Annotated in this window: 12 protein-coding genes and 1 pseudogene; 7 read left to right on the top strand and 6 right to left on the bottom strand. The window is 64.9% G+C overall.

All coding sequences use genetic code 11. The annotated features are described in order from the left end of the window. The 6 genes and pseudogenes from CHB96_RS30255 to CHB96_RS26370 form a co-directional block, all read left to right on the top strand. A pseudogene (locus CHB96_RS30255) lies at nucleotides 1–99 on the top strand (methylmalonate-semialdehyde dehydrogenase); the annotation flags it as partial. Nucleotides 100–193: 94 nt separating this feature from the next. After that, entirely contained in the window at nucleotides 194–1,351 is a 1,158-nt protein-coding gene (locus CHB96_RS26390) for an iron-containing alcohol dehydrogenase (protein WP_089251914.1), read from the top strand. A gap of 255 nt (nucleotides 1,352–1,606) precedes the next feature. Then, nucleotides 1,607–3,061, top strand: coding sequence for a purine-cytosine permease family protein (locus tag CHB96_RS26385; RefSeq protein ID WP_089251912.1), 1,455 nt, complete (start codon nucleotides 1,607–1,609; stop codon nucleotides 3,059–3,061). Nucleotides 3,062–3,072: 11 nt separating this feature from the next. After that, the gene (locus CHB96_RS26380) at nucleotides 3,073–4,800 is read left to right on the top strand and encodes a nitrilase-related carbon-nitrogen hydrolase (RefSeq protein WP_089251910.1); all 1,728 of its coding nucleotides are present in this window, start codon (nucleotides 3,073–3,075) and stop codon (nucleotides 4,798–4,800) included. A gap of 61 nt (nucleotides 4,801–4,861) precedes the next feature. Next, nucleotides 4,862–5,575 (top strand): aspartate/glutamate racemase family protein, encoded by a 714-nt coding sequence (locus CHB96_RS26375; RefSeq protein WP_089251908.1) that lies wholly within the window; start codon nucleotides 4,862–4,864, stop codon nucleotides 5,573–5,575. Beyond that, the gene (locus CHB96_RS26370) at nucleotides 5,572–6,513 is read left to right on the top strand and encodes an NAD(P)/FAD-dependent oxidoreductase (protein ID WP_089251932.1); all 942 of its coding nucleotides are present in this window, start codon (nucleotides 5,572–5,574) and stop codon (nucleotides 6,511–6,513) included. Before CHB96_RS26375 ends, CHB96_RS26370 begins: the two co-directional genes overlap by 4 nt. Here CHB96_RS26370 and CHB96_RS26365 read toward each other — a convergent pair. From CHB96_RS26365 to CHB96_RS26340, 6 genes are all read right to left on the bottom strand, one after another. Then, a complete protein-coding gene (locus tag CHB96_RS26365; protein ID WP_089251906.1) occupies nucleotides 6,493–7,269 on the bottom strand; it encodes an MHYT domain-containing protein in 777 nt (258 codons plus the stop codon). The genes CHB96_RS26370 and CHB96_RS26365 overlap by 21 nt on opposite strands. Before the next feature lie 12 nt (nucleotides 7,270–7,281). Then, nucleotides 7,282–7,866 (bottom strand): GTP-binding protein, encoded by a 585-nt coding sequence (locus CHB96_RS26360; protein ID WP_089251904.1) that lies wholly within the window; start codon nucleotides 7,864–7,866, stop codon nucleotides 7,282–7,284. Beyond that, a complete protein-coding gene (locus CHB96_RS26355; protein WP_089251930.1) occupies nucleotides 7,847–8,239 on the bottom strand; it encodes a DUF742 domain-containing protein in 393 nt (130 codons plus the stop codon). Before CHB96_RS26355 ends, CHB96_RS26360 begins: the two co-directional genes overlap by 20 nt. 63 nt (nucleotides 8,240–8,302) lie before the next feature. Beyond that, nucleotides 8,303–8,716, bottom strand: a complete 414-nt coding sequence (locus CHB96_RS26350; RefSeq protein WP_089251902.1) for a roadblock/LC7 domain-containing protein — start codon at nucleotides 8,714–8,716, stop codon at nucleotides 8,303–8,305. After that, nucleotides 8,713–11,283 (bottom strand): sensor histidine kinase, encoded by a 2,571-nt coding sequence (locus CHB96_RS26345; protein WP_245866212.1) that lies wholly within the window; start codon nucleotides 11,281–11,283, stop codon nucleotides 8,713–8,715. The genes CHB96_RS26350 and CHB96_RS26345 overlap by 4 nt, the downstream gene beginning before the upstream one ends. Before the next feature lie 251 nt (nucleotides 11,284–11,534). Beyond that, nucleotides 11,535–12,410, bottom strand: coding sequence for a LysR family transcriptional regulator ArgP (locus CHB96_RS26340; RefSeq protein ID WP_089251898.1), 876 nt, complete (start codon nucleotides 12,408–12,410; stop codon nucleotides 11,535–11,537). 69 nt (nucleotides 12,411–12,479) lie between these two features. On the opposite strand from CHB96_RS26340, the gene CHB96_RS26335 reads away from it, so the two are divergent. Further along, nucleotides 12,480–13,103 (top strand): LysE/ArgO family amino acid transporter, encoded by a 624-nt coding sequence (locus CHB96_RS26335; protein ID WP_089251896.1) that lies wholly within the window; start codon nucleotides 12,480–12,482, stop codon nucleotides 13,101–13,103. Nucleotides 13,104–13,112: the final 9 nt, after the last annotated feature.

The raw sequence follows: 13,112 nt of genomic DNA, 5'->3' as shown, positions 1-13,112 counted from the left end.
GAAGGAATCCACTTCTTCACCCGCGGCAAAGCCGTCACCAGCCGCTGGCTCGACCCCTCCCACGGCGGCATCAACCTCGGATTCCCCGAAAACGCATAACCCCATGTGCACGGAAATACATAGCCCACTATGTAAAAACGTGCACATGGGCGAAGCCCCTCCACAGGCGACGCCACCTACAAAGGAGTAGTACATGGTTGCCAACATCTCGTTTCCGCGGTTCCTGAAGCTGGGTGCAGGCGCGGTCGAGGAACTGGGCTCGGTTCTGACCGATCTCGATGTCCAGCGCCCCCTTCTGGTCACCGACAAGTTCATGGTGGGCAACGGATCCGCCGATCGACTACTGAAGATCATCGAGGCTGCGGGCAAGCACGGCGCAGTGTTCTCGGAGACGGTCCCCGACCCGACGACCGCCTCATTGCAAGCGGGTGTCGACGCCGTCCTGGCGCACAGCGCGGACGTCATCATCGGTTTCGGCGGCGGCAGCCCGATGGACACGGCGAAAGCTCTTGCCGTGCTGACGAAGCAGGGCGGCGAGATGCGGGACTTCAAGGCGCCCCGTGTCTACACAGGCCCCGCGCTTCCGATCGTTGCCATCCCGACGACGGCGGGAAGCGGCTCGGAGGCAACACAATTCACGATCATCACCGACGTGGCGACCGACGAGAAGATGCTGTGTCCCGGGTTGTCGTTCCTTCCGATCGCGTCGATCGTCGATTCCGAGCTCACGATGTCGATGCCGGCCCGCCTCACTGCGGACACGGGCGTCGACGCCCTGACGCACGCTATCGAGGCATACGTCAGCAAGAAGGCAAACCCCATCTCCGACGGTTTGGCTCTGTCGGCGATGAGGACGATCGGTCGCTATCTCCTGCGTGCGTACCGAGACGGATCGGATCGTGAAGCACGGGAGAACATGATGCATGCGTCGACGCAAGCAGGCATGGCATTCTCGAATGCCAGCGTCTGTCTGGTTCATGGCATGAGCCGGCCGATCGGTGCACATTTCCATGTCGCGCATGGTCTTTCGAACGCAATGCTGCTGCCTGCGATCACGGCGTTCTCCATTCCGGGCGCGCCCGCCCGCTACGCCGAGTGCGCACGGCAACTCGGTGCCGCCGAACGTCAGGATTCCGACGAACACGCGTCGGCGAAACTGATCGAGTTCATCGACACCTTGTGCGCCGACGTCGAGGTTCCGTCACCGAGCACGTACGGAATCGACAAAGCTCGATGGGACGAGTTGATTCCTCTGATGGCCGAGCAGGCCCTCGCATCGGGTTCACCGTCGAACAATCCCGTCGTTCCGACTGCCGACGAGATCGCCGAGCTGTACCGCAGGATCTTCTGATCCACCGCGCCCGAAAGCCCCGCACCCGTTCGGTGCGGGGCTTTCGGCCGTGCATCCGATGTGCACGAATTGCTGTTCTTCACAAGCAATTTACATAGTTCCTAGAAAAATAGTGTCTGCAGGAAGTATTCTTCTCGGAGCGCAGCACCGTGTCCCCCATCACGGCTGGCTGCGCTCCGCCACCTCTACCACGGCGCCCCACGCACTGGCCATGAGCCTTTCGCAGCGTCGATCGAGAAGAACTGGACACGCGTCATGAACATGAAGAAGTACTTCGAGGGGCCTGCCACGAGCCTCGACGATCAGATCGAGAGCTACGCGACGTCACGCGTACCCGCCACCCAGCGCTGGCCGAGGCCCGCGATCCTGTTGGTGTTGACCGGCAACGTCACCGCGATGTTCTGGTTCTCTCTCGGAGGCCAGATCGGGTTCCTGGTCGGCTGGCCGATGTTCCTCGTCCCGATCGCATACATGGTCGTCGGCGCCACGCTCATCGGTAGCCTGATCATGCGGATCGCCAGCCAGGAAGGCCTGTCACTGCCCCTGCTGACACGTGGGCTCGGCTTCGGCACCAAGGGTTCTGCCGTCGCGTCGCTCGTCTACGCCGTCAACTACGTCTTCTACTTCATCTTCGAAGGCTCGATCGTCTCGCACGGGCTGAGCGAGTGGGCAGGCATCGACATCGATTCGTTCTGGGCGACGGTGGTTTTCGCGGTCGTCGCCCTCGTCGCGCTGTACTTCTCCTGGCGCGGAATGCATTCGATGAACGTTCTGCAGCGCTTCGGCATGCCGATCTTCCTCGTGCTCTTCGCCATCGGAATGTACATGCTCGCCAGCGGTTACGTCCTCGTCGGACCCGGCGAGTGGGAAGCGACGGGCGGTTTCTCGTCGACCGCCATGTGGCAGACCCTCAGTCTCGTGAACGGCCAGATCGTCTTCCAGGCACTCATTGCCACCGACTACGGACGGTTCGTCAAGAAAGAGGTCACCTACCGCGGCACCGCAGGTCTGATGCTGTCGGAGTTGCTGATGATCGTCGTCGTGATGATCCTCGGTGTCTTCCTGGGATTCACGATGCTTCGCCACTTCGACGGTTCCGCGACACCCGAGCTGTCGGCCACCGACCCTGGCCTCTACTTCGCGATCGTCATGGGCCTGCTGGGTGTCGTCTTCGCGATCGTCACACAGGTTCGAATCAACGTCATGAACCTGTATTCCGGGTCGCTCGCGCTCTCGAATGCGTGGGATGCATTGTCGCCGAGAAAGTTCGGCCGTCAGTGGTGGATGGTCGCCCTGCTCGTGCTCGGCGTCGCCCTCTACCCCATCAACGTTCTGCAGTACACCGACAAGTTCCTCGCCGTCACCGGGATCATGACCAACACCTGGATCTTCATCCTTCTCGCCGACTACTTCGTCTGCCGCAAGTGGCTCGGTCTCGCACCGGCCACGAACATCGAATTCCGTGACGGATTCGTACGCAACTGGAATCCGTGTGGCATCTCGGCGATGGCAGTGGGAATCGTGATCGGCGCACTGGGAGTGTTCGGCATGTACCCGTCGTACTACGCGTCGTTCATCGCGATGTTCGTCGGCCCGATCGTGTACATCCCTCTGACGATCGCCACACGCGGGCGCTTCTACACCCCGACCACCCTTCCCACGGACAGCCTGAACACCGATCTGCCCGACGGCACTCCGACGCACCGATAGGACCCGAGACCATGAGTTCCGTTGCACCCTACGAAGCAGCCGCAATCCAGTACGAGCCAACGCTGTTCGCCAAATCCACCAACATCGCGGATCTACTCGCACTCGTCGAGGAGGCCTCATCGCACGGTGCGAAGCTGATCACCACACCGGAGATGGCAACGACCGGGTACTGCCTATACGACTACGACGAAGCCGCCACCGTCGTGGAAACCATCCCCGGACCGACGACGGATTCCTTCGCCGCGGTCGCACGCGAGCACGGATGCTACGTCGTCGTCGGGATGCCCGAGGTGGACACGGACACCGGCCTCTTCTACAACGCCGCCGTGCTCATCGGCCCCGAGGGTGTGGTCGGCACCCATCGAAAGACTCACTCGTACATCGCCGAACCCAAATGGGCGGCGCCGGGGAACCTTGGCCACCAGGTGTTCGACACCGAGATCGGCCGCATCGCTCTGCTGATCTGCATGGACATCCACTTCCTGGAAACCGCTCGAGTGGTAGCTCTGGACGGCGCAGACGTGATCTGCCACATCAGCAACTGGCTCGCCGAGCGCACGCCTGCTCCCTACTGGATCAGCCGGGCGTTCGAGAACCAGTGCTACGTCATCGAGAGCAACAGGTGGGGTCTCGAGCGCACGGTCCAGTTCAGCGGCGGAACATGCATCATCGAGCCCGACGGCACGATCGCGTCGTCCATCGACTCCGGCAACGGAATCGCGTACGCGCAGATCGACCCGGAACGTACTCGCGCCCAAAACTTTTCCGATCGACGCAGACCCGAGCTCTATCGCGAGTTGCAGTCCAACACCTTCCTGTGGAATCCGCTGGACTTCTTTTCCCTGTACGGACATCGGTCCATGCCGGAGGGCGCCCGCACGTCGGTCACAGTCGTTCAGTCGACACCAGGAACGGATGTCGACGCGAACCTCGCGGCGATCGAGGAGGCCATGGTGGCTGCGAATCCCGATGAGCTACTTGTGTTTCCGGAGCTGTCGATCAGCGGCCCATCATCACAGAGCCATGCAGTCGCGGAATCTCTCGACGGGCCGTCCATCTCGCGAATCGTGCAGGCGGCCGCTCGAACGTCGACGACGGTCGTCGTCGGCCTCGCAGAATTCGACGACGGCTCGGTCTACGACACCGCCGTTGTGGTCGGCCCGACGGGCATCCTGGGCAGCTACCGCCAAACACACGTGGCGCCATCCGACCGCAACGTCTTCGACGCGGGTGACCGCTGGACGGTCCTCGATCTCCCCGTCGGTCGTGTGGGGATACTTCTCGGCAACGACGTACTGTTCCCCGAGGCGGGTCGCGTTCTCGCTTTGCGCGGATGCGATCTGATCGTCTGCCCGGCCGCGATCTCGGCCCCTGTCGGCGGCCACGTCGGCACCACGATCCCGCACCCGGGCGCGATCGCAACCGAGGCGGATCCGCTGCACTGGCACCACATGCGGGTGCGCGCGGGCGAGAACAACGTGTGGTTCGCGTTCGCCAACGCCTACGACCCGGAACGTGGTGTCGACGGCCACAGTGGTGTGTTCGGTCCGGACACCTTCGCCTTCCCCCGCAGCGAAAGCGTGGTCGTGACCGAAACGGGTACGGCCACTGCCGTCGTCGATACGACCAATCTGGATTCGCCGTATCCGACCAACGTCGTGCGGCGAAAGGACCTGGTGTCGATGAGGTTGCCGCACCACTACCCCAGTCTCAGCGGGGCGGCGCCTGTGACGGCGTGATGCAACGGGGTCGGCGGGCGTTTCCCGCTCGGATGCGCGCCGATCGGCTACCGTCGACCCCATGCGTTCAGGACCTCGCGTCATCGGTTTGCTCGGCGGGATGAGTTGGGAGAGCAGTGCGCTCTACTACCGGCTGATCAACGAAGGCGTCCGCGATCGCCTCGGCGGAATCCATTCGGCACGATGCATCCTCGACTCGCTCGACTTCGCGGAGGTCGAGGCCCTACAGGTCGCGGGTGACTGGGATTCGGCGGCAACACTTCTCGCGGAGGAGGCCGTCAATCTGCAACACGCGGGTGCGGAGATCGTGGTGCTGTGCACCAACACGATGCACAAGGTGGCCGACGCCATCGAGGCGGCGGTGTCGATCCCGGTCCTGCACATCGCCGACGCGACCGCGACGGCTGTCGAACGAGCCACCGTGCAGCGCGTCGGGCTGCTGGGTACCGCGTTCACGATGGAACAGTCGTTCTATCGTGAACGCCTCGAAGCGCGCGGACTGAGCGTGGTCGTTCCGACATCGACCGATCGCACCGACGTACACGGCATCATCTACGACGAGTTGTGCCGCGGGATTCTGACCGACGAATCGAAACAGACGTTCCGACGCGTCATCTCCACCCTCGTCACCGACGGTGCGCAGGGGATCATCCTCGGCTGCACCGAGATCGAGTTGCTCGTCACGCCCGACGACTCCCCGGTACCGCTCTTCCCGACCACAGCGATCCACGCCGAGGCGGCCGTCGAGTGGTCGATCGGGCGGTCGTGGCGATGACGCGACCCACACCCGACACCGGCATCACGATCGTCGGCGCCGGCATCGCGGGAGCTGCCTGCGCGACGGTTCTGCGCGATGCAGGCGTCGCATTTCGGCTGGTCGATCGGTCGCTCGCCGTCGGCGGCCGGATGGCGTCACCCGAGTTGAACGGGCGCCGGGTCGACATAGGGGCCGGATACTTCACCGTCCGCGATCCGGAGTTCGCCGCGTTGGTGGCCCGCTGGGAATCGGCCGGTCTTGCCCGGCCCTGGACCGACACGTTCGGTGTTCTGTCGCCCGGCGCGACCCCCGAGACCAGTACCGGTCCGACACGTTGGCGTACACCGGATGGTCTGCGGTCTCTCGTCCGGTCCATGCTGGCCGACGTGCACGTCGATACCGAGACCGTGAGCGCCCTGCCCGACGGTGACGTCGTCCTCGCGATGCCCGACCCACAGGCCTCCCGCCTGGCGACAGTGCCCGATGCCGTCGACTATCAGCCGGTGCTGACGGTCGTCGGCGAATTCGACGCGCTGCAACTGCCTTTCCACGATGCCGCGTTCGTGAACGACCATCCGGTGGTCGAATTCCTCGCCGACGACGGTGCCCGGCGGGGTGACGACGCGCCTGTACTCGTCGCTCACACGACGGCAGAGTTCGCGCGTGAGCACCGGGGCGATCCGGATTCTGCGATCGCTCCGGTGGTCGCTGCGCTCGACGAACTCGTCGGGACCGGTAACCCCGTACGGACTCACGTGCACCGCTGGAGCTTCGGCAAGCCGGTCTCGGCTCACGACGCAACGTTCGCGCTGATCGAATCACGTGAGCGTCGAACAGGATTCGCCGGCGACCAGTGGTGCCCGACGGGGGCGCCGCGGATCGAGAGCGCGTGGCGTTCGGGTACCGATCTCGGCCGCGCCCTCGTTCAGCAGTATTCACGCGACGGGAATGCGTGACTCCTCGATATCCGCGGTGTCGACGTCGTCCTCCGACAGCGTCAGCAACGCGGCGATGGGCGCGGCGAGTGCAAGAAGGCCGACGACGAATACCGGGAACAGGAAGCCGAACACTTCGAGTCCCTGCGGAATCGGCAGACTCGGATCGACAGTGACGCTGACGGCAGCCATGCCCGTGTAGTGCATCCCGACGACGGCGACGCCCATGACCAGTCCCGCTGCGAGAAGCAACAATGGCTTCTGCAGCACCAGCGTGAACCACAGCGACAGCGTTCCGGCGACGACGGCGATGGCCACGGAGATCGCGACGAGCGTGGTGTCGTACGACACCGATCCTTGAATCCTGATGGCGTTCATGCCGGTGTAGTGCATGACGTTCACGGCGACGCCCATGACGATGCCGCCGATGAGCAGAGTCCAGATGTTCACTCGCCGACCGATGGTGAGCAAACCCACCAACGTCGCTGCGATGGCCAACAACGCGGAGATCACGGTCCAGAACAGGTCGTATCGTGTGACGCTCCCCGTCACCGAGAAGCCGAGCATCGCGATGAAATGCATCAGCCAGATACCGATTCCGCCGATCGAGACCGCCGCCATGGCGAGCCATCCAATTCGGGCACGTTCGGAGGTGGCGACCGCCGACCGACGCGTACAGGCAAGTCCGACAACACATCCCACGACCGAGACGATGTACGCCAGGAACAGCAACCACAAACCCATCGAGAAGTGGTGCATCTCGTGTGCATGATCCATTTCGGTATCTCCTTAGGATGCGGAGTGCACTCGGTCGAGCGCGTACTCGGTGAGCGAGATCAGGGCACCCCGCACCGACTCGGTATTGCGGGCATCGACGCTGATGATGGGCACATCGGGTGGCACGGCCAGCGCCTCGCGGATGTCCGCGATGGGATAGGTTGGCGCACTGTCGAATTCGTTGACGGCGACGACGAACGGAAGACCTTTTGCTTCGAAGTAATCGATCGCGGCGAAACAGTCGTCGAGACGGCGGGTATCGATCAGGACGATCGCTCCGATCGCACCGAGTACGAGGTCGTCCCACATGAACCAGAATCGCCGCTGCCCCGGTGTCCCGAAGAGGTACAGCACCAGATCGTCCGCCAGCGTGATACGGCCGAAGTCCATGGCGACCGTCGTCGTGGATTTGCTTGCGGTGTGGTCGAGTTCGTCGATTCCCTCGGACGCGTCGGTGATCAAGGCCTCGGTCCGCAGCGGCACGATCTCCGAGATCGCGCCGACCAGGGTGGTCTTACCCGCTCCGAAGCCACCTGCGACGACGATCTTGGTCGATGCCGCCGCCCGGCCCCTGGTATCAGAGTGCGCGTAGTCCACGGAGAGTCCTTCCGATCAGTTCGCGGCGCTCGTCCGCAGTTGCGTCGTCCCCGAGTGTCTTGGATACGTGGAGGATTCCGGTTTCGACCAGATCCCCTACCAGCACGCGCGCGACGCCGAGGGGGATCGTGAGTCGAGCCGAGATCTCGGCCACCGACGGACCGTCCGCGCACAGCAGCACGATCCGCGTACGCACGTCACTTGCGGGCCAGGTGTTCTGGAAAGCCCCCGCGACGACGTGCACGGGCGCTTCCAACGGCAGATAGACCTCGGATGTCGTGCGGCCTGCCGTCAGGGTGTACGGACGGACCAGGCTGGGCGCAGGTCCGGATTCGTAGTCCCCGTCGTCGGTGTCCAGTTCCGCCGGCTGCATAGCTTCGAGCTCCGCGACCGGATCCTTCGTTCCGAGCTCGTTGTCAACCGAGTCCACGACATATCACCGTTCTCGCATCCGGGCGGACGGCTCGATCATGCTTCCCACGCGATCGACGAGCACGGCCATTTCGTATCCGACCTGGCCGATGTCGCACGTCGCCGCCGTCAGCGAGGCCAGATGCGACCCGTCGCCGACGCTCATGAGAAGCAGGTAGCCGTTCTCCATCTCGACGATGGACTGCAGAACCGGGCCTCCGTCGAACAACCTGGCTGCCCCCGACGACAGGCTCGCCAAACCGGATGTGACAGCGGCCAATTGCTCGGCACGCTCTCTCGGCAATTGTTCGCTGGCGGCCATGAGCAGCCCGTCGGCGGATACCAACACCGCATGAGCGACCCCGACGATATCCCGCGCGAAGTTCGAGACCAGCCAGTCGAGTGACCGGTCGGGCGTCGATGCGATGGGATGGTTCATTCGTCCTCTTCCGTTCTGTGTCGACCGCTGACGTCCTCGGCGCGGCCCGTACGAACTCCGGTGAAGTGGCTGGTGAGCTTGTCACGAACCGCCTCGGGTGACCGCGTCGGAATTCTGTCCTGTGGCGACAGTCCGACCGATCCGTTGGTCGGCGGTCTCTGGTCCACCGCCCCGGGCACGAGCCGCGCACCGGGCCGACGTGCAGGCAGACCCGCGTCCGTCCGCTGACCGACCTCGTTGTCGGTCGCGTTGCGCGCGGCAGCCCATCCGGAATCGGCGGGCGTGGTCCACGATCGTGACCGGCCCTGTCCGGTAGCCGGATCCACGAGCCACTCGGAGACCATCCGCTGGTAGATGGGCATCGTCTGCGGTGGTGGCGCAAGCGGGTCCGGTGGCGGAATCGACGCCTCGGCCGATTCGGACTCGGCTCTGGCTGCGTGCGCGGCCGGCCGGGCGCCGAAGAACGCCGCCGTGTTCGACGGGCTCCCGTTGACGCGGCGTTCGGGTGCCTCACCGGAGGCCGTGGACAACGACGTCTGTTCGTCGACGCCGCTTGCGCCCGGACGACGACGCGGCAGCTTCCCGACCTGATGATCGGTCGTCGCACCGTTGTGTCCGCCCGAAACCAGCGACACAGGCGCTGTGCGTTCCACTGCTGATTCGCCGGAGCCAGGCGTCGACTGGATCGACTTCTCCTGGGACGGCGGCACCGATCCCAGGATCGGCGAGCTCTCCCGACGCGGCGGCCGTGCATGACGCTCCGTCGTGGGGAACGACGTCACGACCAACGCGACCGGAATGTGCATGCTGACAGTGACTCCGGACGACGCGCCGTGTACCTGCGTCGCGCGCAGTCGCACCGTCACGCCGTGGCGCTGCGCGAGCCTGCCGACCACGAAAAGCCCCATGCGCCGGGCAGTTTCCGGTGTCACCTCACCGCCGACCGCCAGCCTGTTGTTGGTTTCCTCGAGGTCTGCGGGCGGCATGCCGAGTCCGCGGTCTGCGACCTCGAGCAGGATGCCGCCCTCGACGGCGCGTGCCGCTGTCACCGCGACTGCACTGTCCGGAGGTGAGTAGCGCAACGCATTGTCGATGAGTTCTGCGACGAGGTGCACGACGTCGCCTGCCGATGCCGCGGTGAGCGCCGCGTCGGGCACGTCGAGCATGCGGACGCGGCGGTAGTCCTCGACCTCGGAGACAGCGGCACTCATGACGGCATCGAGCGCGACCGGCTGATCGCTGTGTGGACGACGCGACTGCGTGCCGGCGAGCACCATCAGGTTCGCGCCGTTTCGACGCATCCTGGTCGCGAGGTGGTCGAGACGGAACAAACTGTCCAACCGTCGCGGATCGTCCTCGTCGCGCTCGAGTTCCTCGATCAACGCCAACTGCTGGTCGACGAGCGACCGCGATCGGCGAGACAGCGTCTCGAACATGTTGCCGACCTGCACACGGAGTCGCGCCTGCTCGCCTGCGAGTTGCAGTGCCTCTTCGTGGATCGCGTCGACTGCGCGGGCGAGCTGACCGATCTCCTCGCTCGTGTGCACGGGTACGGGTGAGATCTCCGGCGTGTGTCCGCCGCTACGGATCTGCTCGATTTCCGACGGCAGCTCGCGGTGGGCGACGCTCAGCGCGCCGAGCCGCAGACGCCGAATCGGTTGCACGAGCGACCGTGCGACGAGCAGAGCCAGCACCAACGCCGTCAGCACGGCTCCGAGGACGACTGCCGCGTCGCGTAGCGCGACCGATCGTCGGTCGAGCGCGGCTGCCGACAGGGTCGTACCGAGGGATTCCGAGAACTCGTCGAGCGCCTCGGTGTATCTCTCGGCCGATCGGCCGGCCGACAGGAACGGATTGGTCGGTGCACCGCTCGCGGCCGCCCCGTACATCCGGATACGACTGTCGAGCTCGCCGCGCAGGTCGACGACCGTCGTCGCATCGTTGCCGACGAGTGCTGCGAGCGCATCGATGTCTGCGGACTCACGCCCTGCGGTGCGGTTCGCGAGTGCGAGCACATCCGGCTCGAGAATCGACACGAGAAGCTGTTGAGTCTCGGCAGCTCTGCGACCCGCCATCGCGACCGTCACGCCGTCGATAGCCGATCTGACCTCGCTGTTCTCGACATCGAGGGCCGTCCCGACCACAGCCGCAAGCCCGGTCGTCACCGCGCCGGCGGCATCAGCCCGTTCGATCGGCGGGACGAATCCGGCTGCCAGCCGATCACGCAACCCGACTGCGGTGGCGATCGCCTCGTCGAGCTGCGTTCGTACGGTGGATTCGGTTCCGATCGTGGCCTCGACGGTCGACCGGACGGTTTCGACCGCGTTGTCGAACGCGGCTCCGTCCAACGTGGTACCGGCCACTGCGTCTGCACCGACCAGTGCGTCGAGCCGAAGGATCGGATCGACGATGCGGGCGTTGTCGGCGGCCGCGGACAGGTCGGCCGCGGATGCCAGTTCGGACTGCACGCGCAGTGCGCCGAAGAACATGGCCAATGCCAGAGGTAGCGCGACGACGGCGGCGACCTTGGCCCGGAGCGGCCATGCGGACAGCGTTTCGCGTCGCACGGTCGCAGCCCGGGGAGGGGGTTCCGTTACTGTTTCGACCACTGATCCGGACTCACTTCGACTCGGAATTGGACGGCAAAGAGAATGGCTGTGTCGAACTGCCCGGCATCGTGGAGTCGACACCGGCACGCGGTCTGTGAACTACAACAAACCGCGCGGACTTCTTCTGGTTCGAGAACATATACCAATAACTTGTTTTGCGAAAGATTTACGACTCGACGAATGTTTGACACGTCGAGAACGAGACTTCGTCAAGCCAACGCGGCGGAGGCAGCTTCTCGGATTGCAACCGTCAACTCGTCGAGGGCCTCGGTTCGCACGCTCCAGCGCTGCCAGTAGAGCGTGACGTCGACGCCGGTGCCCGGCGCGATGTCGATCAGCTCTCCTGCGGCTTCGAGATCGCGACTCTGCTGCGTCGGCAGAGTGGCCCATCCGATTCCCAGCCGCACTGCCTCGAGAAAGTCGCCCGACGCCGGGATGTGGTGCCGTCGGTTCTCGAGCCGACTGTGCCCGTGACGACTCAGATAACGATCCTGCAGGTCGTCCGATCGATCGAACACGATCATCGGTGCCCGGGACAGTCCGTCGGCCACAGACCCCTCGTGCAGCCACCTGTCGCGGAACGCCGGCGAGCACATCGGCCGGTACCGCATCACTCCGAGTCTCGAGACCGAACAGCCCTGTACGGGCTCACCCGACGTCGTCACTGCGGCCATCACGACACCCTGCCGGAGCAATTCGGCGGAGTGGTCCTGATCCTCGCGCCGGATGTCGAAGTCCATGCGATCGGACAGCGTCGCCAAGGCCGGTAGGACCCAGGTGTTGAGCGAGTCGCCGTTGACCGCGATCGGAACGGTCGCGACGGCGGCACCTGCGCCGTGACGCGACACCTCGGAGACGAGCGTACGAATCTGACGCGCCAGCCGAAGATACGGCTGCCCGGCGTCCGTGATCCGTATCGGCTTGGACCGCTGCAGCAGTACGACGCCCGCAGCCGTCTCGAACGCCTTCACTCGCTGGCTGATCGCCGACGGCGTCACGTGCAGCCGCCGGGCGGCGGCGTCGAAGGACCCCTCGTCGACGGCAGCGGCGAGTGCCTCGAGTTGAGGTAGGTCCCAATCCGGCATAAGCAATGCTAACGCTGAAGCAGAAACATTCGCTGTACTGTCGAAAACAAGAGCTCTACCGTCGACACCATGGTCTTCTCCGCCGCGCCCACGGTCGCCGGCTTCGTGTTCGGTCTGTCGCTCATCGTCGCCATCGGGGCGCAGAACGCGTTCGTGCTTCGACAGGGCATCGCCCACGCCCACGTTCTGCCGGTCGTCGCGGTGTGTGCCGCGTCGGACATCGTCCTCATTGCCGCGGGAGTTGCAGGCGCAGGCGCCTTGCTCGACGGCGCTCCGGCGCTGATGTCACTCGCATACTGGGGCGGCGCCGCATTCCTGGCTGTGTACGCGTGCCTCTCGGTGCGACGGGCAGTGCGCCCGAGCGTTCTCGTCGCCGGGACCGACGGCCACGCGTCGCACATGTGGGCAGCGGTGGTCACTGCACTGGCGCTGACGTGGCTCAATCCTCACGTGTATCTCGACACGATCGTCCTGCTGGGTTCCGTCGCGTCGAGTTACGACGCGGCTCGGGTGTGGTTCGGCATCGGCGCCGCCGCAGCCAGTCTCGCGTGGTTCACCGGACTCGGCTACGGCGCGCGGATGCTACGGCCGGTCTTCGCCAAGCCCGGTGCGTGGCGAGTCCTCGACGGCGCGATCGCCGTCGTGATGGCCGCTCTCGCGGTCTCTCTCGCAATGCAGGCACTGAAGAGCTGACGGCGGCAG

Origin of the sequence: Rhodococcoides kyotonense (assembly GCF_900188125.1) — a bacterium.
Lineage (GTDB): Bacteria > Actinomycetota > Actinomycetes > Mycobacteriales > Mycobacteriaceae > Rhodococcoides > Rhodococcoides kyotonense.
The sequence above is the reverse complement of the archived record's forward strand: the minus strand, read 5'-3'. Positions and strand labels throughout refer to the sequence as shown.